We start from the raw sequence: 22,682 nt of genomic DNA, 5'->3' as shown, positions 1-22,682 counted from the left end.
ATCCGCCGGGTATGTCCGGCTCGGGTGGTTCCGAACTTCCGTCGGTTGACCAGGCCCGGCCACGCGTCAAGCCTGGTACGGCTGAGGAATTCGTCAGCCTCCGGGAAGGAACCTTCCGATGTCCTTGGGTGTTTCGTCCACCAAACGAAGAATCTTCGCCACGCTCACCGCGCTCGTCCTGCCGCTCGCCGTCCTCCTGGCGCCGGCCGCCCACGCGGCCGCCGGGGGCGCGCCGCTGCCCGTGGATCCCGTGCCCGGCAAGCACAAGATCGCCGCGGCCGCCGCGGAGCCACGGCACGACGTGCCGAACCCGCTGCTCAAGGAACGCTTCGCCGAGGAGGAAGAAGAGGACGGCGACGACCCGGCGTTGTCCGCGCTCTGCCAGGCGTACATCGGCAAACCGAACCCCTACCGGCCGCTCGCGCCGAACACCGACGTCATCGCCGGGGACACCATCGTGCCCACCGGCAGCCAGACCGGGTGCAGCACCGCGCAGAACGAGACGACCATCGCCGTCAACCCGGAGAACCCGCGCAACATCGTCGCCGGGTCGAACGACTACCGGCTCTACAACACCCGCGAGGCCCGCAACGACTCCGGCGGCTTCGCCTACACCTCGTTCGACGGTGGCCGGACCTGGGCGAACGTCCAGCTGCCGCACCTCGACTTCCCGACCGGCGCGTCCGCTCCACTGTCCTACATGGACGCCGCGGGTGACCCGGCCGTCGCCTTCGGGCCGCACAACACCGTCTACTACGCCACGCTGCTGTTCAGCCGGGCGGAGGTGCCCGAAGACCAGCAGCTCGCCAGCGGCATCGCGGTGTCGGTGTCGCACGACGGCGGACGCAGCTTCGGCGACCCGGCGATCCTGCACCTCGACGGCGTCACGCCGGCCGGCACGCCGACCCCGACGAACATCTTCAACGACAAGGAGTGGATCGCCGCCGACCCGGTCACCGGCGACGTCTACGTGACCTGGACGCAGTTCACCTACGACGCCGACGGAGAGTTCGCCGAGTCGCCGATCGTCCTGTCGAAGTCGGGCGACTTCGGGCGGACGTGGTCGCCGATGCGCCGGATTTCGCCGTCGCTGACCGGCTTCCACGGCGGGATCACGCCCTACGGCAGCGGCTCGAACCCGGTGGTCACCCGCGACGGGACGCTCCAGGTCGCCTACGAGACGTCGGTGTGCGCGACCGCCGCGTGCGACCAGCCGGCCGACCACGACGCGGTCGTCGTGGCGACCTCGCGCGACGGCGGCCGCACCTTCCGGCACGCCGAGGTCGGGCTCGACTTCGACTTCCCGGTCGATGAAGACGTCGCCAACAACGCGCTGACCGGCGAGAACTTCCGGGTCAACAGCTTCCCGCAGCTGACGTACGACCGGGTGACGGACCACCTCTGGGTCACCTGGGCCGACGACCGCAACGGCACGTACCGCGATGGCGAGTCGGTCAGAACGAACGGCGACGCGTTCCTGAGCGGATCCGACGGGCGGCACGGCTGGTCGAAGCCGGTGAAGATCGGCACGGGTGCCGACGAGGTGTTCCCGGCCGTCGCGGCGCTGGCCGGCCGTGTCGCGGTCACGTTCTACACGCGCGCCTACGACCCGCACGGCATCGGCCTCGACTACGCCTACGCGACGGGCTGGGGCGATCGCCTGTCCCCGATCCGCCGGATCACGACGCAGACGGCGAACCCGCAGGTGCAGTTCGTCTCGACGGGTGCGGTGACCGGCAAGGAACTGCAGGGGGTGTTCATCGGCGACTACACCGCCGCGGCCGTCGGCGCCGACTTCCGGCTGCACCCGTGCTGGACCGACTTCCGCGGCAACCCGGGCAAGACACTGCCGAACCAGGACGTCGGAACGCAGACGCTCTCGATGTTCCCGTAGGTGACCGGCCGGCCGCTCCGGGCACGGGGGAGCGGCCGGCACGGCTCACTTCGCGTCGGCGTAGGTGTCGACCGGGGCGATGTGCAGGGGGAAACGGACTGGGCACGCCGGGCCGAACAACATGCGGGCCGCCTCCGCGATGGAATCCACGATCGCGGACGACACCTCCTCGGCCAGTGCGGCCGGGGTGTGGACGATGACCTCGTCGTGCTGGAAGAACACCAGGTGCGCCGGGGACGGGAGGCGTCGGCGCAGCGTTGCCAGCATCACCGCCGTCATGTCGGCCGCGCTCGCCTGGACGACGAAGTTGCGCGTGAACCGGCCCCAGCCCTTCGACGCCCGGCGGGCCTTCACCTCGCCGGCCTCGTCCGAAGCCAGGCCGCCGGTCAACGCGCGCCAGGCGGCCGAGGGTGCCGGTGACGTGCGGCCCAGCCGGGAGCGGACGCGCTCTCCGCGTTCGCCCGCCTGCGCGGCTCGCTCCACATAGGACACCGCGTCCGGGAACCGCTGGCGCAGCAGCGCGAGCAGCGGCCCCGCTTCGCCGGACGTGCCGCCGTACATCGCCGAGAGCATCGCGATCTTCGCCCGCGCCCGGTCGTCGCGGTCGTCGTCCGGGGACACCGCGACCCAGCGGGCGCCCGAGAACAACGCCTCGCCGAGCCGCGCGTACAGGTCCGTCGCCGCCGCGACGTCGGCCAGCCGGCGGTCACCCGACAACGCCGTCAGCACCCGCGGTTCGAGCTGGGCCGCGTCGGCCACCACCAGCTTCCAGCCCGGGTCCGCGCGTACGCACGTGCGCAGCACCTTCGGGATCTGCAGTGCCCCGCCGCCGCGGCTGGCCCAGCGCCCGGACACCACGCCGCCGACGACGTAGTGCGGGCGGAACCGGCCGTCGGTGACCCACTCCTCGAGCCAGGTCCAGCCGTTCGCCGCGTGCAGCCGGGACAGCTCCTTGTACTCCAGCAACGGCGCGACCGCGGGGTGATCGATCCCCTTCAGGAGGTACTTCCGCGCCGCCGGCACCTCGATGCCGGCCCGGGCGAGTGCCTTGACCACGCTCGGCGGCGAGTCCGGGTTGACCGGCCGCCCGCCGAACGCCTCGCTGATCTTGGCCGCCAGCTCCACCAGCACCTTCGGCCGCTCTCCGGCGCGCACCCGCGGACCCAGCCGGGAGACCAGCAGCTCCTCGTGCAGGTCGGCGCGCCACGGCAGGCCGTCGGCCGACATCTCGACCGCGGCCAGCGCGCTCGCCGACTCCGCGGCGAGCAGCAGCCGCAGCCGGTCCGGGTGCTCGGCCGCCGCCACCCGCCGCTCCTGCTCCGCGAGCACGCGCCGGACCGCCGTGACGACCGTCACGCCCTCGGGCAGCGTCGGCACCCGCGTTTCGAACAGCGTCGGCTGCGCCAGCTCGACGGCCGCGGAATCGGGCGGCGGTTCCTCGCCGTTCGCCCTGGCCCAGGCCGCGCGCAGGCTCCGCGACTGCCCTTCCTGGCCCTCGTACGCGAGCAGCAGCCCTTCGGCCAGCGCGAGGTCGTAGCAGCGGTCGACCCGCAGCCCGGCCGCCACCAGCACCGGGTACACCAGCTCCACCGACGGGAACACCCACCGCGGCCGCAGCGACGCCTCCAGCTCGCGGGCCAGCTCCACGAAACCCGCTTCGTCCAGGCCGTTCGCCGTCGACGACGGTGCGTGCACGGTGAAGCTCCCGTCCTCCTCCCGCCCGGCGATCACCTGCACGAAGACATCATGACGGCCACCACCGACAGTTTCGGGCCGGACGCGGCTGGTGCGTTCGGACGAAGGTTGGTTTACTCTCCAGTAGCCCCCATACCGCCGGTACGCCCGCCGTCGGCATGGGCTCGTTCCCGCAGCAACGGAGGTGCCTGGATGAGCCTGGTCGAGCTCGCCACGCAGGTGGCGGACAAGGTGGCGGAAACGGCGCGCAGCGTGGACGTGATGCGGCGGGCCGGTCTCGTTCCCTTCCCCCGGCTCGACGAGGGGGTCCGATCGCTCGTCGCGCTCCGCAAGTTCGGCCCGTTCGCCGGCGCGAACCACATCTCGGCGCGCCGCGACCCGACCGCCGTCGGCATCGTCGACGAGCTCGGCCCGCTGACCTACAAGCAGCTCGACGACCAGTCGAACGCGCTGGCGCGGGCCTGGTCCGAGCGCGGGATCAAGCCGGGCCAGGTCGTCGCCGCGCTCTGCCGCGACCACCGCGGCCTGGTGCTCACGATGGCCGCGTCGGGCAAGCTCGGCGTCCGGCTGCTGTTGATGAACACCGGCTTCGCGAAGCCGCAGCTGGCCGACGTCGCCAAGCGCGAGGGCGTCACCGCGCTGGTGTACGACCAGGAGTTCACGAACCTGCTCGACGCGATCCCCGACGGCGTCGAGCGCTACCTGGCCTGGGTCGACCCGGACAGCGACCTGACCGACCGGGACGTGCCGGTGCTGTCCGAGATCATCGCCAGCACCGACGACCGGCCGTGGCCCGCACCCGCCAAGCCGGGCGGTTTCGTGCTGCTGACCAGCGGAACCACCGGCACCCCGAAGGGCGCGCCGCGGCCGCACACCTCCGCGCTGGCGTCGGCGCAGTTCCTCGACCGGATCCCGCTGCGGTCGAACGAAGCCACCTACATGGGCGCGCCGCTGTTCCACGGCACCGGTCTTTCGCAGTTCATCCTTTCCTTCGCGCTCGGCTCGAAGGTCGTGATGCGCCGCAAGTTCACGCCGGAGGAGGCGCTGCGCGGCGTCGCCGAGCACCGGTGCACCGCGCTCGTGCTGGTGCCGACCATGCTGCAGCGCATCGTCGACCTGCCGAAGGACGTCCGCGAGAAGTACGACACGTCGGCGCTGCGGATCATCTTCGTCGCGGGCTCGGCGCTTTCGCCGGACCTCGGCAACCGCGCGAACGAGGCGTTCGGCCCGGTCGTGCACAACCTCTACGGCTCGACCGAGGTCGCCGTGGCGACGGTCGCGACGCCGGAGGACTGGGCGAAGGCGCCGGGCACGGTCGGCCGCGCGCCGGTCGGCTGCAAGGTGGCGCTTTACGACCAGGACGGCCGCCGCATCACCGAGCCGAACGTGACCGGCCGGGTGTTCGTCGGCAGCGGCCTCAGCTTCGGCGGCTACACCGACGGCCGCCACAAGGAGATCATCGACGGCCTCCTCTCCAGCGGCGACGTCGGCCACTTCGACGACGACGGCCTCCTGTTCATCGACGGCCGCGACGACGAGATGATCGTCTCCGGCGGCGAGAACGTGTTCCCGATCGAGGTGGAGAACCTCCTGGTCGAGCGGGAAGACGTGCTGGAGGCGGCGGTGATCGGCGTCGAGGACCCGGAGTTCGGCCAGCGGCTCAAGGCGTTCATCGTGCGGGCCGACGGCTCGGACCTCGACGTCGACACGGTCCGCGACTACGTCAAGGCGAACCTGGCGCGCTACAAGGTGCCCCGCGACGTCGAGTTCCTGGACGAGCTGCCCCGCAACGCGACCGGGAAGGTGCTGCGGACCAAGCTGCTGTGACGTCCGAGGCTTCGCCTCGGGCCGGGGGCTTCGCCACCCGGACCCCCGAAAAGCGTTGTCATGAGCCGCGCTGGACGTTGACGATCTGCCAGCACCCGTCCCGGCACGCGGCGACGACGGTGCAGGCGGCACCGTCGCGCCGCCCGGTCGCGACACCGACGGCGGCGATCACCTCCAGCCGGGTCCACCGGAACGCCGTTGTCGGCGCCCGGCCGGGCCAATGGTCGCGGTCGAGTACCAGCCCATCGGGGCCGTCACCGCGGAAGTCGGCGGCCAACAACGACGCAGCGCCATCGCCGCGGGTTTCGGCGTCACGCCAGCGGGCTAGCAGCTCTTCGAACGTCTCCACGGATCGAAAGTCGCAGGCGGCGCGGGTGCGGACATCTGCCACCTGGCCGAGATTCGCTGGCAGACTGGCCGGGCGATGAGCGAGACGAATCTGGTGCCCGCGGGCACGGTCACGATCCTGTGCGCCGACGACGAACCTCCGGCTGTTTTCGCGACGCCCGAAGAGGCGCTTGCGGCTTTGACCGGCGGACCTGCCGCTCTCCACATCGGCGACGTGCTGCTCCGCGACGACGGCACCCCCACCGGTCCCGCCGTCCGGCGCTGCCGGCACCTGCGCGAGCTGGCCGACGGCCGCACGCTCGTCTCCGCGCGCACCGCCGCCGAACTGCCGGGCAAGCCGCTGCACGACCTCGGCGTCCACCGGCTGCCCGATCTCACCGGGCCCGAACGGATCTTCCAGCTCGGTGGCAGCCCCGGCCCACTGCGCTCGCTCGACACGACCCCGAACAACCTCCCCGTGCAGCTGACCGGCTTCGTCGGCCGCGGAACCGAAGCGGCTGAACTCGAGCGGCGGCTTGCCGGGGGACAGCTCGTCACGCTGGCCGGGACCGGTGGCAGTGGCAAGACCAGGCTGGCGGCGCAGGTCGCCGCCGCCGGGGCCGGGCGATGGCCCGATGGGGTGTGGTGGGTCGAGCTCGACACCGAGCCCGCCGAAGTCGCCGAGCTGGTCGCTGCGACACTCGAGGTGCCCGTCGAGCCGCACGTCGGCGCCGTTCGATCGGTGGTGACCCACCTGCGCGACCGCCGCGTCCTGCTCTGCCTCGACAACTGCGAGCAGGTCCTCGACGGCGTCGCGGACCTCGCCGTCGAGCTGCTCCGGTCCTGCCCCGAGGTCGCGGTGCTGACGACCAGCCGGGAACCCCTCGGCGTGCCGGGGGAGACGGTGTGGCGCGTGCCGCCGCTGGCCGTCGAAGAGGCTGTCGCGCTCTTCGTCGAACGGGCCGGCGCGGTCCGGCCACTGTTCACTTTGGACACGTCGAGCGCGGCCGCCGTCCGGTCGGTCTGCACCAGGCTCGACGGCATCCCCCTGGCCGTCGAGCTCGCCGCCGCGTGGCTGGGAACCCTTACCCCGCACCAGATCGACGCCGGTCTCGACGACCGGTTCGCGCTGCTGACCCGCGGCCCCCGCGGGGTGCCGGCGCGGCAGCAGACCCTGGCCGCGTCGATCGCGTGGAGCCACGACCAGCTCGACGGCGAAGACCGCGCGGTGTTCCGCCGGCTTTCGGTCTTCGCCGGCGGGTTCACCCTCGACGCGGCCGGCGGCCCGGCCGTGCTGCCGGCGCTGGGCCGGCTGGTCGACAAGTCCTTGGTGCTGGCCGAAAACGGCCGTTACCGGCTCCTGGAGACCCTGCGCGAGTACGCGGCGGCCCGGCTGGCCGAGGCCGGGGAGGCCGACGCCGTCCGCGATCGCCACCTCGACCACTTCCTCGCCCTCGCCGAAGCCGCCGAACCCGACCTCGACCGGGACAAGGACGCCTGGCGCGCCCGGGTCGAACCCGAGCGCGACAACTTCCGCGCGGCCCTGGAATGGGGGTTGGCGCAAGAGGATCCCACCCGGGGGCGTCGGCTCGCCGCCGCCATCGCGTGGCTGTGGAACCTGCGCGGCCGCGGCCACGAAGGCCTGGCGTACCTGAGGCGCGCGGTCGCCCGCTGCCCGGACGAGCGTTCTTCGCTGCAGGCCCGACTGTTGACCGGGATGGGGCTGGTCGCGGACACGACGGCGCCGTTCGACGTCGAGGCCGCGCGACTGGGCCTGGAGCTCGCCACCGAACTCGGCGAAGCGAGTCTGCGCGCGCGATGCCTGACGCTGACCGCGCTCGGGCACCTCTACACGGACTTCGACGCCGCCTGGGACCTCGCGCTCGAAGCCGAGAAGGCCGCGGGAACCGACGGCTTCGCCCGCGACAGCGCGTTGATGCTGCGGGGAATCGTCCTCCACGCCCGCGACCGGCACGACGAAGCCGACCCTCTGCTCGCCGAAGCGGCCGAAGGGCTGCTTCGCCGGGGCGACCGCGGGCTGGCGTCCACGGTCCTCAGTGCCCGGTCGGCGAGCGCCCTCGCGTCGGCGGACCTGCCGCGGGCGCGCGCCCTCGCCGAGCACGCCGTCGAGGTCGCCGCGCCGCTCGGGGACTTCCACCGGGTCAACACGACGCTGTGCCGGCTGGCGATGGTGCACAGCCTGGCGGGCGACGTCGACGCCGGCTTCCGCGTGATGGAGCCGTTCCTGCGACTGCTCGAAACCGCGGGGGACGTCTTCGTGCCCGGCATGGCCGGCGTGCTGGGCGAGCTGCACCGGCGTCGCGGCGAGTTCGAGGAGGCCGCGCGCTGGTTCGAACGCGAAGCCGTTCCCGGGACGTACCTGGCGTCGCAGGGGCTGGCCGAACGCGGCGCCGTGCTGCGTGCGCTGGGCCGGACCGGCGAGGCCGCGGAGGTGCTCGCCACCGCCGTCGACCTGACCCGGCGCTGGGGCCTGCGCTCGGCCCTGGCCGACGCCCTGGACCAGCAGGGGTACCTGGCCGGGCCGGAGCAGGCCGCCGAGCTGCACCACGAGGCGCTGACGCTGCGCGTCGACCACGGCCTGCGCCTCGGCGTCTTGGACAGCCTGGACGCGCTGACCGCGCTCTTCGCCCGCACCGGCCGCCGGGCCGACGCCGCCCGGGTGCTCGTTTCCGCCTCCCGTGCCCGCGCCGACCTGGGCTTTCCCCGTCGCCCGGAAGAGCAGCGGGAGCTGGACGCGCTGGGGCTCGCGACGGACGAGGCGCCGATGAGCCTCGACGACGTCGTCGCGTTCGTCCGCCGGACGCGGGGTGCGCGCGGCCGCCCGTCGAGTGGCTGGGGCAGTCTGACGCCGACCGAGCTGGAGGTCGTGAAGCTCGCGGCCGAGGGCTGCACGAACCCGGAGATCGGCACCCGCCTGTTCATGAGCCGCGGCACGGTGAAGACGCACCTCGCGCACGTCTACGCCAAGCTGGGCCTCGCGAACCGCACGGAGCTGGCCACCGCGGCGGCCGCGCACCTGCCCTGACGTCGTACCCGGACGGTCGGCTCGCGTACCTGAGGGGTCGGCTCGCGTACCTGGACGGTCGGCTCACGAACCGACCCTCCGGGTACACGAACCGACTGCCTGGGTACGCGAGCCGACCCTCCGGGTACGTCAGTCCCAGTCGATGCCGAAGACGCCGGGGCCGAAGTCCAGGGCCACCGCGTGGACGCCGTCGCCGCCGTCGAGCTTGAGGGGGCGCCGGGTGGGGGAGCCGGTGCCGCCGCGGGCGTACTGCCAGCAGCGGTCGGGCGCCGTCCCCGGCGCGAACCGGACCTCTAGGAGGTACTCCCGCACCGGGCGCCGGAACTCCCGGTAGTACGTGTTGCGGCACTCCGGGTACGGCGGTCCGCCGTTGGTCAGCGTGTACTCGATCAGGTGCGTCTCGCCGCGGTCGATCGGCTGGTCGAAGATCAGTTCGGCGACGATCAGGCCGTGGGCTTCGTCGGTCTCGGCGCGGCCGACCCGGCAGTTGCGCACCGCGTGCAGCTCCGGCGCGCCGGCCGCCGGGTCGTCCTGGGTGTAGACGAGCAGCCAGCGGTCCTGGCCGTCCGCGCCCGCTTGGAACACCGCCCGCGCGGTGACCGCGCGCTGCCCGCCGTCCGCGGCGATTTCGCACAGGTCGTGCAGCCCGACCAGCTTCAGCGGGTGCTGGCGCTCGAGCGCGTCCGGCGCGCCGACCTTGTCCAGCAGCGGCTGGAGCGTCTCGCGGGGAAACGTCAGGGGCTCGCCGCCGGCGTGGCGCTTCCCGGCACCGCCGCGGGGCCGGGGCGGCGGCAGCAGCCCGAGCAGGGAGCCGGCGGGGACGTCGAGGATTTCTTCGAGCGTGTGGACCGCCGAGAGCGAGCTCTGCCGTTCCGGCTGGCGCTTGCCGGACTGCCAATAACTGAGGGCGGTGACGCTGACGACGACCCCGCGGGCGCGCAGCCGCGCCTGGATCCGGTCGAGGGAGAGCCCGCTGGTCGCGATGGCCGCGCGCAGGTGGGTGGCGAACGCGGTGCGCTCACCCTGCTGACCGCCCGCCGTGCTGCCCGCCATGGCCGACCCGCCCCGTAACGTCCCCCGACGATCCCCGACACGGTGCACGTTAGCAGGATCTTCCGGCCTCCTCTCCGGGGCAGCCGATGGCCGGGAACGCGCGTCCACTCGGGCGAACGGGCTAGTACTGGCAACTGTGAACCATTGCCCCGGCCTGGGCGGACGCGCTTGTATGACTTGCCCGCGCCGGTGGCTCCGCCTCCCCCCTCACGGCCCATCCGGATGCGGGCGACAGCCGTGGACAACGGCTCCGGCTCACCCGGCCGCGTTGTGCGACCGGCCGGGCGGCCGCGCGATGACCGGTGGCCCGGCGACGCCCCCAGCGCCGGGCCACCGGTCTTATTACTTCCGGGTAGCCTCCGCCTTCCTCCCCGCCACCACCCTCAACGGAGGCGCTTCGCGCCGCTGTAAGTTCTGGTCATGACGGTCCGGCAGAACATTTTGATCACGGGCGCGAGCAGCGGGCTGGGCGAAGGCATGGCCCGTCAGTTCGCGGCGAGAGGGCGCAACCTCGCACTCTGCGCGCGACGCACCGACCGGCTCGAAAAGCTCGCCAAGGAACTCGAAGGAAAGCACCCCGGGATCAAGGTCGTCACGCGCAAGCTCGACGTCACCGACCACGACCGCGTCTTCGCCGTCTTCGAGGAGTTCCGCGCCGAGCTGGGGTCCCTCGACCGGGTGATCGTGAACGCCGGGCTCGGGAAGGGCCAGCCGGTCGGGAAGGGCCGGTTCGACGCCAACCGGCAGACCCTCGAGGTCAACTTCGTCGCGGCCGCCGCCCAGATCGAGGCCGCCGCCGGGATCTTCCGCGCGCAGGGTGCCGGGCACCTCGCCGTCGTCTCGTCGTTCAGCGCCATCCGCGGCCTGCCGGGCAACCTCACCGCGTACGCCGCGTCGAAGGCCGGGATCTCGGCGTTCGTCGACGGCACCCGGCTGGAGCTCAAGCGCAAGGGCATCACCGTCACCGACATCCGGCCGGGCTACATCGAGTCGGAGATGAACGACCGGATCGGCCGGAACCCGTTGCTGGCCAAGGCCGAGAGCGGCGCGCGGGCGCTGGCCAAGGCGGTCGAGGCCGAGCGGGCGCGGGCCTACGTCCCGGCGTGGCCGTGGGTGCCGCTGAGCCTCGCGATGCGCGTGGTGCCGGCGTCGGTGCTGCGGAGGTTCGCGTGACCACCGTCGAGGTGCGCGAGGAAGACGCGTTCGACGCGGCCGCGATGCACGCCTGGCTGGCCGCGCGGGTCGAGGGCCTCGGCGCCGAGCCGCCGCGCGTCCGGCAGTTCCCCGGCGGCGCGTCGAACCTGACGTACCTGCTGACCTACCCGGACCGCGAACTGATCCTGCGCCGTCCGCCGGCCGGGCACAAGGCGGCGTCCGCGCACGACATGCGGCGCGAGTACCGGGTGCAGCACGCGCTGCGGCCGGTGTTCCCGTACGTGCCGAAGATGCTCGCGTTCGGGGACGACCCGGCCGTGCTCGGCGGCGACTTCTACGTCATGGAGAAGCTGGACGGCCTGATCCTGCGCGGCGACCTCCCCGAAGGCATGACGCTGACGCCGGAGCAGGCGCGAGCGCTGTCCGGCAAGGTCGTCGACCGGCTGGTGGACCTGCACGCCGTCGACGTCGAGAAGGCCGGGCTGGCCCACCTCGGCAAGGGCGCGGGCTACGTCGAGCGGCAGATCCGCGGCTGGTCGGACCGGTACACCGCGGCGCGCACGGACAACGTCGGCGACTTCGCCGAGGTCCGCTCGTGGTTGGCGTCGAACCAGCCCGAAGAGGTCAAGATCTGCCTGATCCACAACGACTACCGCCTCGACAACCTGGTCCTCGACAGCCCGGACACCCTGAACATCGCCGGCGTCCTCGACTGGGAGATGGCCACGCTCGGCGACCCGCTGATGGAGCTGGGCAGCATGCTCGCCTACTGGGTGCAAGCCGATGATGACGACGTCATGAAGGCGAGCCGCCGCCAGCCGACGCACCTGCCCGGGATGTTCACGCGCGAGGAGTTCGTCGCGCGGTACGCGGAGAAGACCGGCCTCGCCGTGGGAGATTGGCGGTTCTACGAGGTCTACGGCCTGTTCCGGCTCGCCGCGGTGCTGCAGCAGCTGTACCGGCGCTACCACGACGGCGCCACCCGCAATCCGGCGTTCGAGGACTTCTGGCAGTTCGTCGGGTACCTGGACTGGCGCTGCCGGGAGATCATCGCGAAGGGGAGGGTCTGAGTGGGCGCGATCTACCTGGTCCGGCACGGTCAGGCGTCCTTCGGCGCGTCCGACTACGACGCGTTGTCGCCGCGCGGCTTCGAGCAGTCCACTGTGGTCGGTGCGGAACTGTTGCGGCGCGCCGTCTCCTTCACCCAGATCCGGTCGGGAACGCTGGCACGGCAGCGGGACACGGCGGCGACGGCGCTGAAGGTCCTCGGCACCGACGTCCCGGTCGTCGAGGATCCGCGCTGGAACGAGTACGACCACGTCGACATCGCGCGGCACCACGCCGGAGGTGCGCCGCAGGAGGATTCCCGCGCGTACCAAGGAGTTCTGGACGCCGCACTGACCGCGTGGACCACGGCCGGCGCCGCCGGGCCGTGCACCGAGACGTGGCCCGCGTTCCTCGAGCGCTGCCGTTCCGCCTTGGCGGATCTGGTGGCGTCGCTGGGCAAGGGCGAGCACGCGGTCGTGTTCACCTCCGGCGGGGTCATCGCCACGATCTGCGGCTCGCTGCTGGGCACGCCCGAAGCCGGGCTGCTCAAGCTCAACCGCGTCACGGTCAACGGCGGCATCACGAAGCTGGTGTCCGGCCGCGGCGGCGTCACTATGCTGTCCTTCAACGAGCACCCGCACTTCGAAGCGGACGCGGCTTCGTTGCTCACCTACCGGTAGGAGACGTCCGATGCGGTTCGGCGAAGTCACGGTCATCCCGGTGAACGGGCACGCCCCGGAAGACGTGGTGGTCGACGGCGAAGGCCGGATCTACGCGGGCGTCGACGACGGGCGCATCCTGCGTCTTTCGGCGGACGGCCGGCGCATCGACGTCATCGCCGACACGGGCGGCCGGCCGCTGGGGCTGGAGCTGTACGGCGAGGACGAGCTGCTGATCTGCGACGCGCGGGCCGGGCTGCTGGTGGTGCCGCTGTCGGGTGGCTCGCCTTCGGTGCTGGCGACGTCGGCGCTGGGCCTGGACTTCGTGTTCTGCAACAACGCGGCGGTGGCCGCCGACGGCACGATCTACTTCACGGACTCCTCGCGCCGCTTCGGCATCGACAACTGGCGCGACGACCTGATCGAGCAGACCGCCGGCGGCCGGCTGCTCCGGCGTTCCCCGGACGGCTCGATCGACCTGCTGCTCGACGGCCTCCAGTTCGCGAACGGCGTGGCGCTGGCACCGGACGAGTCGTTCGTGGCGGTGGCGGAGACGGGCGCGTTCAGCGTGTCCCGCGTCCGGCTTTCCGACGGTCACCGCGACGTGCTGATCGACGACCTGTGGGGCTTTCCGGACAACATCTCGACGGGCTCGGACGGGCTGATCTGGATCACGCAGGCGTCCCCGCGCGTGCCGGCGCTGGACGTGGTGCGCCGCCTGCCCGCGTTCCTGCGGGCCGGCGTCCGGGCGCTCCCGACGTCGCTGCAGCCCCGGCCCGGACGTGAGGTGGGCGTCCTGGGTGTGTCGCCGGACGGCAAGGTGCGGCACGAGCTGCGCGGCGAGATCGACGGCTTCCACATGCTGGTGGGCGTGCGGGAGTGGCAGGGGAAGCTGTACTTCGGCTCGCTGGAGGAAGACGCGATCGCGGTGACGCAGTGCTGACCAACCTCCGCTTCGAAGCCCGCCTCCCCACACAGGATCTCGACCGCGCCCGGCGCTGGTACAGCGAGAAGCTGGGCCTCGAGCCGGTCGAGGAGCGCGAAGGCGGCCTGCGGTACGAGGGCGCGTCGGGAGTCTTCTGCCTGTACGCCTCGGCCGGTGCGGCCGACGGTTCGTTCACGCAGGTCGCCTTCTACGTCGACGACCTCGACTCGACCGTGGCCACCTTGAAGGAGCGCGGCGTGGTCTTCGACGACGCCGGCATCGTCGAGATCCGCGGCAACTACCCCAGCAAGGGCCGCGGCGAGCGGGCCACGTGGTTCCGGGACAGTGAAGGCAATCTCATCGGCCTCGGCGAAGTGGTGCGCTAGCGGCCGGTCCACCGGGGTTCGCGCCCGGCGGACCAGGCCGCGTAGAACTCCTTGTGGTCCTTCGCCGTCATCAGCAGCGCCTGGGTCATCGCTTCCAGCTCGATGGCGCTACCCAAGTCCATGTCCAGCTCCCGCGTCAGCAGCACCTTCGTCGTCGCGTACGCCAGCGCCGGGCCGTCCGCCAACCGCCGGGCCAACGCCGATGCGGTGGCCGGGAGATCCGCGTCCGGCACCACCTGCGTGGCCAGCCCGATCTCCGACGCGCGCGCCGCGGAAACCTTGTCTCCCAAGATCAGCAGCTCCGTCGCGCGACCCAACCCCACCAGCCGCGGCAACAGATAAGCCGAACCCATGTCCGCCCCGGCCAGCCCGACCTTCGTGAACAGGAACGCGAACTTCGCCGACTCCGCCAGCAGCCGGAAGTCGCTCGCCAGGGCGATCACCGAACCCGCGCCCGCCGCCACGCCGTTGACCGCCGCGATCACCGGCAACGGGCACTCGCGCAGCGCCTTCACCACCGCGCCCGTCATGCGGGTGAACTCCAGCAGCCGCGCTGTCTCGAACTTCTGCAGCTCGCCGATGATCTCCTCGACGTCGCCGCCGGAGCAGAACCCGCGGCCCTGCCCGGTGATCACCAGCACCCGCACGTCTTCGTGCTGCGGCAGCTCGAGGACGAGGTCCCGCAAGTCGGCGTAGACGTCGAACGTCAGCGCGTTCAGCTTCTCCGGCCGGGTGAACGTCACGGTCGCGACGCCGTCGGCCACCGTGAACCCGAAGTGTTCCCACTCCTTCGTCAGCGGTGCGGTCGCGCGGAACGGGCTCATGTCTGGATTCCTCCGCCGTCGAGTACGAGGGTCTGGCCGTTGATCGCGGCGGCTTCGGGCGCCGCCAGGAAGGCGACGGCGAACGCCACCTCCGTGGGTTCCAGCAGCCTGCCGAGCGGGGACGCCGCCGCCAACGCCGCTTCTGCTTCCGGAAGATCGCGACCGGTGCGCTCCTGGATCCGCGCCACCGAAGTCGCCGTCATGTCCGTGCGCACGAACGCCGGGCACACCGCGTTCGCCGTGACGCCGGTGCCGGCCAGCTCCGCCGCGAGCGCCCGCATCAACCCGGCCGCCGCGTGCTTCGACGCCGTGTACCCGGCCGTGTAGCGGTAGCCGACGTGCGACGCCGTCGACGCCACCGTGACGATCCGGCCGCTGTCCCGCGAGCGCATCCCCGGCAGCACCGCGCGGGTGCACAGGAACGCGCCGGTCGCGTTGACCTCGATCTGCGACCGCCAGTCGTCGAGGGAAGTCCTCGAAAGTGGCGCACTCGAAGAGATTCCGGCGTTGTTCACCAGCACGTCCACCGGCCCGGCGGAAGCGAAGTACGCCGCGACGGCCTCCTCGTCGGTGACGTCGCACTCGGCGCGACCCGGCGCCAGCACGGTGTCACCGGCAGATCGGAACCGCGCCGCGATCGCCGCGCCGATCCCGCGGGTGCCGCCGGTGACGACGACCAGCCGGCTCACGACCGGCCCGCCAGTGCGCGCCGGTCGAGCTTTCCGTTGGCCGTCCGGGGAAGTTCCGTCATGAACACCACTTCGCGGGGATACTTGTGCTTGGCCAGCAGGGCTTTCGCATGGTCCTTCAGCTCGTCCGCGGTCACCGAGGCGCGCACGACGACGTACGCGCGCGGCACGACCAGGCCGTCGACCTCGTGACCGACGACCGCGCAGTCCACCACCGCGGGGTGCCCGAGCAGGCAGTCCTCGATCTCGCCGGGCGCGACGAACACCCCGCCGACCTTGAGCAGCGCGTCGGCGCGGCCGTGGTGGCGGAAGAAGCCTTCGGACCGGCTGAAGAGGTCGCCGGACGTCAGCGTGTCGCCGTCGAACGTCTTCACGGACTTCTCGGGATCGCCGAAGTACTCCAGCGCGATCGTCGGACCGGTGACCCGCAGCGGCCCGATTTCCCCGTCCGGCAGCGGGTTTCCCAGCTCGTCGACGACCTCGGCGGTGTAGCCGGGAACGGGCGTCCCGAGCGTCCCGATCCGCGCCGAACCCGGCCGGTTCGACAGGTAGATGTGGTACGCCTCGGACGAGCCGATCCCGTCCACCACCGGCACCCCGAAGGCCGCGTCCCACTTCCGGTGCAGCTCCGGCGGCAGCGCCTCGCCGGCGGACGTCGTCATCCGCAGGCAGCTCAGGTCCTGCGCGGCCGCGTCCGGGTGCGCGACCATCGCGCTCATCATGGTCGGCACGTTGACCAGTACGGTCGGCCGGTAGCGGGCGATCAGCTCGAACATCAGGTCCGCCGTGCTGCGCTCGGGAAACGCGATCCCGGCCGCGCCGACGCCGAACGGGAACAGCGCCACCAGATCACGCGCGTAGCCGAAGAACAGCTTGGGCACGGCGAGAATCCGGTCGTCCTCCCGCAGTCCGAGCACCTGCACGGCGTACCGCTCGAAGCTCTCGATCGGGCTGCGCAGCGTGTGCACGCACGCCTTGGGCGCGCCGGTGCTGCCGGTGGTGAACTTCCAGATCCCGATATCGTCCACTGTGGTCGGTGCCGCTTCGAGGGTGTCCGGTGCGGCGTCCACCAGGGACCGGAACGGGCGTTCGCCCGGCAGCAGCTCGCTTTCGGGGACGCCGGTGACCAACAGCCCGGCAGCGCCCGCTTCACGGAGAGCGGGCAGCGTGACGGCGTCGGCGATCACCGCGACGGCCTCGGTGTAGCCGAGGTAGTACGCGTAGTCCTTGGGCTGCAGGAACGGGTAGACCTCGGCGGTGACCGCGCCGATCTTCTGCGCGCCGTACCAGGTCGCGACGAACTCGTCGCCGTCGCTCAGCGCCAGCAGCACGCGCTGTCCTCTTCGGACACCAGTGTCGCGCAGCACGTTGCCGACGCGGTTGGCCAGCCGCGCCAGCTCGGCGTAGCTCACCGATCGATCCCCGGCGAACAGGGCGGTCCGATCGCCCCGGCCCGAAGCCACGTGCCGGTCGAGGAAGTGCGTGGCGAGGTTGAACGGCTCACTCACGGGCCAGCTCCCGGATCGCTTCCACCAGCAGGTCGGTCAGGGTCGAGAACGTCTCGGTGCCCTCTTCCGCGGTCGCTTCGGCGGGCGAACCGCAGTACGCCTCGGTCATCCCCATCTCGCGGAAGCCGCCATCCTCGGGAGCCGAAGCAAGACTCACCGGCACGTGCGGCAACGTCCGCATCAGCGGCTGATCGACCAGTTCCGGCCGGTCGGCCAGCACGAGGGACGTCTCGTAGCGCCCGGCGTGGCACTCGCCGGAGCGGAACTCCTCGGTCAGCCGCCGCGCGTGCCGCCGCCGGACCAGGTCGAGCAGCGTGACGCGGCCGTCGTAGGCGAAGTTGAGCGTCTCCACCGCCCGTCGCAGCGTGACCAGGTGCGCCGGCTCGAAATGGTTGTTGACCAGCAGGATCCGGCGGAGCCGCTGGCCGATCAGCGCCGCCCCGATGTCGACGAGCAGGGAGTGCAGCGTCTCTTCGCCGATGTGGACACCCCCGGCGAACCCGGCCGCGAACCGCGTCACGCCGTAGGGCACCTCCGGCAGCACCAGCACGTGGACGTCCTCGTCGGCCGCCAGCCGCTCGGCCGCGCGCTCGCACATCCCGCGGGAAATCAGCGGGTCGGTGCCCAGGGGCGCGTGCGGCCCGTGCGGCTCGATCGCGCCCAGCGGGAGCAGCAGCACCGGGACGCGCGGGCCGTTCACGAGGTCCGCGACCTGCGGCGAGCTGAGGTCCGCGAAGTACGTCACGCAACTCAAGCTACACCGCAGCGGCCTGAGGTGTATAGAGTTGCGGCATGCCCGGAGACGCCTTCGACGCCAGCCCCCAGGAGCTGGTCGTGACGTTGCTGGGCAGCTACGTGCACCCGCGGGAAACCCGCCGGGTGTGGTCGGGCGGCCTGGTCGCGGCACTCGCCGAGCTGGGCTTCTCCGACGGCGCGGCCCGGATCGCGCTCACCCGCGTGGTGCGCCGCGGCCTCCTCCAGCGCCACCGCGAAGGCCGCACCGTGCACTACTCGCTGACCCGCCGCACCATCGCGCTGCTCGCCGACGGCGACCACCGGATCTTCTCCCTCGGCCGCCGCGAACGCCCCGCCGGCGAGTGGACGGTGCTCTGGCAGAGCATCCCGGAGAGCCGCCGCCAGGCGCGGGAACGCCTGGTCAGGCGGCTGCGGTTCCTCGGGTTCGGCCCGTACCAGGACGGCACCTGGATCGCCCCGCACGACCGCGAGGCCGAGGTCGTCGCCCTGCTCGCCGAGCTGGACGTCACCGAGCACGCCGGGCTGCTGCTCGGCCGGCCGTCGGCCGCGCTCGACGTCCGCCGCTTCGCCGGCCGGGCCTGGGACCTCGACGAGCTGGCCGCGCGCTACACCGCGTTCGTCGAGCAGTTCGGCGGGTACCCGGGGAAGGACACTTCGGACGCCGAAGCGTTCGGGGTCCACGCCCGCCTGGTGCACACGTTCCGGGCGTTCCCGTCGCTCGACCCGGAGCTGCCCGCCGAGCTGGTGTCCGCACCGGATCGCCGGGCGGCCGCGGTCGAGTTGTTCCACGACCTGTACACCGCGCTCGCGCAACCCGCTCAGCGCCATTTCGACGAGGTGACCCGAGGATGACCGAACCCAGCCAAGCAACCCGAGAAGCCTTGAGCTACACCTCGTACCTCGGGCTGGACGAAGTGCTCAACGCCCAGCGCCTGCGGTCCGACGAGCACGACGAGCTGCTGTTCATCGTGATCCACCAGGTCTACGAACTGTGGTTCAAGCAGATCCTGCACGAAGCCGCCTTCCTCCAAGCGAACCTCGAAAAGGGCAGCACCGCGCACTCGATCCGCACGCTGCGCCGGATCCTGACAATCCTCAAGGTCGCCGTCGCGCAGATCGACGTGCTGGAAACCATGACGCCCAGCCAGTTCACGAGTTTCCGCACCCGTTTGGACGCTTCGAGCGGCTTCCAGTCGGCCCAGTTCCGCGAACTGGAAGCCGTGCTGGGACGGCGTGACGAGCGCGTGTTCGCGCACTACCCCGAAGGCGGCGAGCAGCGGAAACGCATCTCCGAGGCGATGGCGCGGCCGTCGGTGTTCGACTCTTTTCTCGCGTACCTCAAGGTTTCTGGCTATGCGGTCGAGTGTGACCGAGACGTCACTCGACCGGTGGAGCCCTCTTCCGCCCTGCAGGCGATATTGCTGGACGTGTACAGCGACGACGGCGGTCCGTCGGTCGTCGCGGAATGTCTGGTGGATCTCGATGAAGGGATGCAGGAGTGGCGCTACCGGCACGTGAAGATGGTCGAACGCACCATCGGCGACAAGACCGGGACGGGAGGATCATCCGGCGCGACCTACCTGCGTACCACGCTCTTCCAGCCGATGTTCCCGGATCTCTGGGCCGTACGGAGCCGACTGTGACCACTTTGGACGACCTGCGCGACGACCACAACGCGCTCGCCCCGCACTACTCCCGGTTCGGGGTGGCCGACCGCCTGCTGCTGTCCGGGCATTCCCACCAGGCGTGGCCGGACGTCGCCGAGGAGGGCTTGCGGGAGTCCTTCGCCGACGCCGCCCACGACGTCGACGAGAAGTGGGGGCGCGCGTTCGCGAAGGCCGACGAGCTGCGCGCGGGGTTCCGCCTGCTGCTGGGCGACCCGCACGGCGAATACGCGCTCGGCGCGAGCACGCACGACCTCGTGCTGCGCTTCCTGTCGGCGATGGAACTGCCGCGGAGACCGCGCCTGGTCACCACCGACGGCGAGTTCCACACGCTGCGCCGCCAGCTCGCCCGCCTCGAGGAAGAGGGCGTCGAAGTCGTCCGGGTGCCCCTGGAGCCGGTGACGACGCTCGCCGAGCGCGTCGCCGCCGAAGTCGACGACAACACCGCGGCGGTGCTCGTCTCGGCCGTGCTGTTCGAGACGTCGCGGCTGGTCCCGGGGCTCGCGCACCTGGCCGACTCGTGCCGCGACCGGTCGATCGAGCTCGTCGTCGACGCCTACCACGCGCTCGGCGTCGTGCCGTTCGCGCTGCACGACCTCGGGCTCACCAACGCCTGGGTGCTCGGCGGCGGCTACAAGTACCTGCAGCTCGGCGAGGGCAACTGCTTCCTGCGGCTGCCCGCGCACGCCCAGGAGCTGCGGCCGGTGATCACCGGCTGGTACGCCGAGTTCGGCGCGCTGGCCGACGAGCGTCACCCGGGCCAGGTCGCCTACGCCACCGGCGGCGACCGGTTCGCCGGCGCCACCTACGACCCGGCCAGCCACTACCGCGGCGCCCGGGTCCAGCGGTTCTTCGCCGAGCAGGGCCTCACGCCGGAGTTCCTGCGCGAGGTCTCGCAGCACCAGGTGGGCCTGCTCGCGTCGGTGTTCGACTCGCTCGACCTGCCCGCGGACGTCGTCACGCGGGATCGTTCGGTGCCGCTGGACCGGCTCGGCGGGTTCCTCTCGCTGCGCTGTGCCGACGCCGGCGCGCTGCAGGCGGCTCTCGCCGCCCAGGATGTCCGCACCGACAGCCGGGGGCCGTACCTGCGCTTCGGCCCGGCGCCGTACCTCTCCGACACCCAGCTCGAGACGGCGATGAACGCGCTCGGCAAGGTGGTCCGCGGCTGATTACCCGTCCGTATCCCGGGACCTGCACTGGTCCGGTGATCGGAAGGGATCTAGGTTGGTGCCGGGAAGGCACTCGGGCGGACGACCTCCGCCCGGCCTCCCAGCCACCCTTGGAGCGCGTCCCGGCCACGAGCGGGCGCGGGAGACAAAGGAGTCACCACCGTGACCGAAGGAGTGTTCGCCCGGAACTCCGGGCACGAACAGGTCGTGTACTGCCACGACGAAGCCAGTGGCCTGAAGGCCATCATCGGCATCTACTCCACCGCGCTCGGGCCCGCCCTGGGCGGGACGCGCTTCCACCCTTACGCCACCGAAGCGGACGCGCTCGACGACGTGCTCGCGCTGTCCAAGGGCATGGCGTACAAGAACGCGCTGGCCGGGCTCGACCTCGGCGGCGGCAAGGCCGTCATCATCGGCGACCCGAAGACGCTCAAGTCCGAAGCGCTGCTGCGCGCGTACGGGCGCTTCGTGCAGTCCCTGGGCGGTCGCTACATCACGGCGTGCGACGTGGGCACGTACGTGCGGGACATGGACGTCGTGGCCCGCGAATCCGACTTCGTCACCGGCCGTTCGCCCGAGGACGGCGGCGCCGGCGACTCTTCCGTGCTGACGGCGTTCGGCGTGTTCCAGGGCATGCGCGCCTCGGCCGAGCACCTCTGGGGCAGCCCGGACCTGGCCGGCAAGCGCGTCGGCGTGGCCGGCGTCGGCAAGGTCGGGCACATCCTCGTCGGGCACCTCGTGGACGCCGGCGCGCAGGTGACCATCACCGACGTCTACTCGCCCGCGATCTCGCGGACGCTTTCGCTGTACCCGGCCGTCAAGGCCGTGTCCGATGTGGACACCCTGCTGCGGACGGAGCTGGACGTCTTCGCACCCTGCGCGCTGGGTGGCGTCCTGAACGACGACACCGTGCCGGTGCTGGGCGCCCGGATCGTGTGCGGCGCGGCGAACAACCAGCTCGCGCACGCCGGCATCGACAAGCAGCTGGCCGACCGCGGCGTCCTGTACGCGCCGGACTACCTGGTCAACGCCGGCGGCGTGATCCAGGTCGACGACGAGCGCCACGGCTTCAACTTCGAGCGCGCCAAGCGCAAGACGACGGCGATCTACGACACGACCAAGGCCGTGTTCGCGCTGGCGGACACCGACGGCGTGCCCCCGGCGACGGCGGCCGACCGGCTCGCGGAGCGGCGGATGGCGGAGGTCGGGCGGCTGCGGTCCATCATGACCGGGTGAGTCTTTCGGACATCTTCGCGGCGGCGGGCGTGCGGGGCTTCCTGCACGCCCGTTGTCTCGGTTCTTTTCGCGATTTGGGCTTCGAGGCCGACTCGCCGGTCGTGCTGGCGTCGGTGGTGAAGGTGGCGCTGGCGTTCGAGTTCGCCCGCCAGGTGGCGGCGGGCCAGCTCGACCCGACGGACCGGGTGCGAGCATCGGCGGCCGACCGGCTCGGCGGCACCGGCTCGGCGGGTTTCGCCGACGACGTCTCGTACAGCTTGCGGGACGCGGCTTTGCTGGCGTTGTCGGTATCGGACAACACGGCCGCGGACCTGCTGTTCGACCGGGTCGGCGTGGAGAACGTGCGGTCGCTGCTGGCGGAGCTGGGCCTGTCGCGCACGTCCGTCATCGGCGCACCACGCGATCTGCTGCGCACGATCATCGACGACACCGCGGCCGGAATCCCGTTGCGGGCGTTGGATCCTCTGCGGACTTCGTCGACTACGCCACGCGAGATGACGGCGTTGCTGTCGGCGATCTGGCGCGACCCGGGTCCCGGCGCGCAGGTCCTGGAGTGGATGTCGGGCCAGGTGAGCTGGCACCGGCTGACGGCGGGGTTCCCACCGGAGGCGGTGGTGGCGGCGAAGACGGGCACGATGCCGGGAATCCGCAACGAGATCGGGGTCGTGACGTACCCGGACGGAGGTGCGTACGCGGTGGCGGTGTTCACGGTGGGCGGAGCGGAGACGTTGCGGCGCCCGGACATCGACCGCGCGATCGGCGACGCGGCCCGCGCGGCGGTGGATCAGCTGCGTTCGTAGCACTGCGGCGGTTGTCCCGGCC

The 22,682-nt window shown here is 71.8% G+C and carries 20 protein-coding genes; 13 read left to right on the top strand and 7 right to left on the bottom strand.

The annotated features are described in order from the left end of the window. The first annotated feature begins 118 nt into the window (after positions 1-118). Positions 119-1,894: a sialidase family protein gene (locus tag AB0M83_RS03665; protein WP_364511922.1), complete on the top strand. Its 1,776-nt coding sequence runs from the start codon at positions 119-121 to the stop codon at positions 1,892-1,894. A gap of 45 nt (positions 1,895-1,939) precedes the next feature. On the opposite strand, the gene AB0M83_RS03660 is transcribed toward AB0M83_RS03665, so the two are convergent. Beyond that, the gene (locus AB0M83_RS03660) at positions 1,940-3,631 is read right to left on the bottom strand and encodes a bifunctional 3'-5' exonuclease/DNA polymerase (RefSeq protein WP_364511919.1); all 1,692 of its coding nucleotides are present in this window, start codon (positions 3,629-3,631) and stop codon (positions 1,940-1,942) included. Between the two features lie 150 nt (positions 3,632-3,781). Here AB0M83_RS03660 and AB0M83_RS03655 point away from each other — a divergent pair, with 150 nt between their 5' ends. Beyond that, complete coding sequence (locus AB0M83_RS03655; protein ID WP_364511917.1) at positions 3,782-5,416, top strand: acyl-CoA synthetase; 1,635 nt, start codon at positions 3,782-3,784, stop codon at positions 5,414-5,416. Positions 5,417-5,474: 58 nt separating this feature from the next. On the opposite strand, the gene AB0M83_RS03650 is transcribed toward AB0M83_RS03655, so the two are convergent. Continuing rightward, positions 5,475-5,765, bottom strand: coding sequence for a nuclear transport factor 2 family protein (locus AB0M83_RS03650; RefSeq protein ID WP_364511915.1), 291 nt, complete (start codon positions 5,763-5,765; stop codon positions 5,475-5,477). Positions 5,766-5,840: 75 nt separating this feature from the next. Between AB0M83_RS03650 and AB0M83_RS03645 the strand changes: the two genes are divergently transcribed. Further along, the gene (locus tag AB0M83_RS03645) at positions 5,841-8,789 is read left to right on the top strand and encodes a LuxR C-terminal-related transcriptional regulator (protein WP_364511913.1); all 2,949 of its coding nucleotides are present in this window, start codon (positions 5,841-5,843) and stop codon (positions 8,787-8,789) included. Between the two features lie 129 nt (positions 8,790-8,918). Here the strand turns inward: AB0M83_RS03645 and AB0M83_RS03640 are convergent, their stop codons facing one another. Next, complete coding sequence (locus AB0M83_RS03640) at positions 8,919-9,842, bottom strand: hypothetical protein (RefSeq protein WP_364511910.1); 924 nt, start codon at positions 9,840-9,842, stop codon at positions 8,919-8,921. A 420-nt stretch (positions 9,843-10,262) separates the two neighbouring features. Between AB0M83_RS03640 and AB0M83_RS03635 the strand changes: the two genes are divergently transcribed. The 5 genes from AB0M83_RS03635 to AB0M83_RS03615 are packed head-to-tail and all read left to right on the top strand — an operon-like array spanning position 10,263 to position 14,014. After that, positions 10,263-11,015, top strand: a complete 753-nt coding sequence (locus AB0M83_RS03635; protein ID WP_364511907.1) for an SDR family oxidoreductase — start codon at positions 10,263-10,265, stop codon at positions 11,013-11,015. Between the two features lie 44 nt (positions 11,016-11,059). After that, positions 11,060-12,067 (top strand): phosphotransferase family protein, encoded by a 1,008-nt coding sequence (locus AB0M83_RS03630; RefSeq protein ID WP_364512361.1) that lies wholly within the window; start codon positions 11,060-11,062, stop codon positions 12,065-12,067. After that, positions 12,068-12,724 carry a histidine phosphatase family protein gene (locus tag AB0M83_RS03625; protein ID WP_364511904.1) on the top strand — a complete coding sequence of 219 codons (657 nt, stop codon included), beginning with the start codon at positions 12,068-12,070 and terminating at the stop codon, positions 12,722-12,724. Positions 12,725-12,734: 10 nt separating this feature from the next. Beyond that, positions 12,735-13,646 (top strand): SMP-30/gluconolactonase/LRE family protein, encoded by a 912-nt coding sequence (locus AB0M83_RS03620; protein ID WP_364511902.1) that lies wholly within the window; start codon positions 12,735-12,737, stop codon positions 13,644-13,646. Further along, positions 13,640-14,014: a VOC family protein gene (locus AB0M83_RS03615; protein ID WP_364511899.1), complete on the top strand. Its 375-nt coding sequence runs from the start codon at positions 13,640-13,642 to the stop codon at positions 14,012-14,014. Before AB0M83_RS03620 ends, AB0M83_RS03615 begins: the two co-directional genes overlap by 7 nt. On the opposite strand, the gene AB0M83_RS03610 is transcribed toward AB0M83_RS03615, so the two are convergent. Genes AB0M83_RS03610 through AB0M83_RS03595 form a run of 4 tightly spaced genes read right to left on the bottom strand, consistent with a single transcriptional unit; the run spans position 14,011 to position 17,780 of the window. Continuing rightward, positions 14,011-14,838, bottom strand: a complete 828-nt coding sequence (locus AB0M83_RS03610) for an enoyl-CoA hydratase family protein (protein WP_364511896.1) — start codon at positions 14,836-14,838, stop codon at positions 14,011-14,013. The genes AB0M83_RS03615 and AB0M83_RS03610 overlap by 4 nt on opposite strands. Next, the gene (locus AB0M83_RS03605; protein WP_364511893.1) at positions 14,835-15,527 is read right to left on the bottom strand and encodes an SDR family oxidoreductase; all 693 of its coding nucleotides are present in this window, start codon (positions 15,525-15,527) and stop codon (positions 14,835-14,837) included. The genes AB0M83_RS03610 and AB0M83_RS03605 overlap by 4 nt, the downstream gene beginning before the upstream one ends. Continuing rightward, on the bottom strand, positions 15,524-17,035 hold the full coding sequence (locus AB0M83_RS03600; protein WP_364511891.1) for a benzoate-CoA ligase family protein: 1,512 nt from the start codon (positions 17,033-17,035) through the stop codon (positions 15,524-15,526). The genes AB0M83_RS03605 and AB0M83_RS03600 overlap by 4 nt, the downstream gene beginning before the upstream one ends. Then, positions 17,028-17,780: a creatininase family protein gene (locus tag AB0M83_RS03595; RefSeq protein WP_364511889.1), complete on the bottom strand. Its 753-nt coding sequence runs from the start codon at positions 17,778-17,780 to the stop codon at positions 17,028-17,030. The genes AB0M83_RS03600 and AB0M83_RS03595 overlap by 8 nt, the downstream gene beginning before the upstream one ends. A 47-nt stretch (positions 17,781-17,827) precedes the next feature. Here AB0M83_RS03595 and AB0M83_RS03590 point away from each other — a divergent pair, with 47 nt between their 5' ends. The 5 genes from AB0M83_RS03590 (at position 17,828) to AB0M83_RS03570 (ending at position 22,660) form a co-directional block, all read left to right on the top strand. Then, positions 17,828-18,643, top strand: coding sequence for a PaaX family transcriptional regulator C-terminal domain-containing protein (locus AB0M83_RS03590; RefSeq protein ID WP_364511886.1), 816 nt, complete (start codon positions 17,828-17,830; stop codon positions 18,641-18,643). Continuing rightward, the gene (locus tag AB0M83_RS03585) at positions 18,640-19,434 is read left to right on the top strand and encodes a tryptophan 2,3-dioxygenase family protein (protein ID WP_364511884.1); all 795 of its coding nucleotides are present in this window, start codon (positions 18,640-18,642) and stop codon (positions 19,432-19,434) included. The genes AB0M83_RS03590 and AB0M83_RS03585 overlap by 4 nt, the downstream gene beginning before the upstream one ends. Continuing rightward, positions 19,431-20,624, top strand: coding sequence for a kynureninase (locus AB0M83_RS03580; RefSeq protein WP_364511881.1), 1,194 nt, complete (start codon positions 19,431-19,433; stop codon positions 20,622-20,624). The genes AB0M83_RS03585 and AB0M83_RS03580 overlap by 4 nt, the downstream gene beginning before the upstream one ends. 162 nt (positions 20,625-20,786) lie before the next feature. Continuing rightward, the gene (locus AB0M83_RS03575; RefSeq protein WP_364511878.1) at positions 20,787-21,860 is read left to right on the top strand and encodes a Glu/Leu/Phe/Val dehydrogenase dimerization domain-containing protein; all 1,074 of its coding nucleotides are present in this window, start codon (positions 20,787-20,789) and stop codon (positions 21,858-21,860) included. Beyond that, positions 21,857-22,660: a serine hydrolase gene (locus tag AB0M83_RS03570; RefSeq protein WP_364511876.1), complete on the top strand. Its 804-nt coding sequence runs from the start codon at positions 21,857-21,859 to the stop codon at positions 22,658-22,660. Before AB0M83_RS03575 ends, AB0M83_RS03570 begins: the two co-directional genes overlap by 4 nt. The last annotated feature ends 22 nt before the right edge of the window (positions 22,661-22,682 follow it).

The organism is Amycolatopsis sp. NPDC051106 (assembly GCF_040682775.1).
GTDB lineage: Bacteria > Actinomycetota > Actinomycetes > Mycobacteriales > Pseudonocardiaceae > Amycolatopsis.
This window is presented reverse-complemented; position numbering and strand designations above follow the sequence as displayed.

What these genes read in the sequence shown, in the direction of transcription:
- AB0M83_RS03665 (WP_364511922.1), top strand. Translation starts at nt 119, where the DNA reads ATGTCCTTGGGTGTTTCGTCCACCAAACGAAGAATCTTCGCCACGCTC.
- AB0M83_RS03655 (WP_364511917.1), top strand. Translation starts at nt 3,782, where the DNA reads ATGAGCCTGGTCGAGCTCGCCACGCAGGTGGCGGACAAGGTGGCGGAA.
- AB0M83_RS03645 (WP_364511913.1), top strand. Translation starts at nt 5,841, where the DNA reads ATGAGCGAGACGAATCTGGTGCCCGCGGGCACGGTCACGATCCTGTGC.
- AB0M83_RS03640 (WP_364511910.1), bottom strand. Translation starts at nt 9,842, where the DNA reads ATGGCGGGCAGCACGGCGGGCGGTCAGCAGGGTGAGCGCACCGCGTTC.
- AB0M83_RS03635 (WP_364511907.1), top strand. Translation starts at nt 10,263, where the DNA reads ATGACGGTCCGGCAGAACATTTTGATCACGGGCGCGAGCAGCGGGCTG.
- AB0M83_RS03630 (WP_364512361.1), top strand. Translation starts at nt 11,060, where the DNA reads ATGCACGCCTGGCTGGCCGCGCGGGTCGAGGGCCTCGGCGCCGAGCCG.
- AB0M83_RS03620 (WP_364511902.1), top strand. Translation starts at nt 12,735, where the DNA reads ATGCGGTTCGGCGAAGTCACGGTCATCCCGGTGAACGGGCACGCCCCG.
- AB0M83_RS03610 (WP_364511896.1), bottom strand. Translation starts at nt 14,838, where the DNA reads ATGAGCCCGTTCCGCGCGACCGCACCGCTGACGAAGGAGTGGGAACAC.
- AB0M83_RS03590 (WP_364511886.1), top strand. Translation starts at nt 17,828, where the DNA reads ATGCCCGGAGACGCCTTCGACGCCAGCCCCCAGGAGCTGGTCGTGACG.
- AB0M83_RS03585 (WP_364511884.1), top strand. Translation starts at nt 18,640, where the DNA reads ATGACCGAACCCAGCCAAGCAACCCGAGAAGCCTTGAGCTACACCTCG.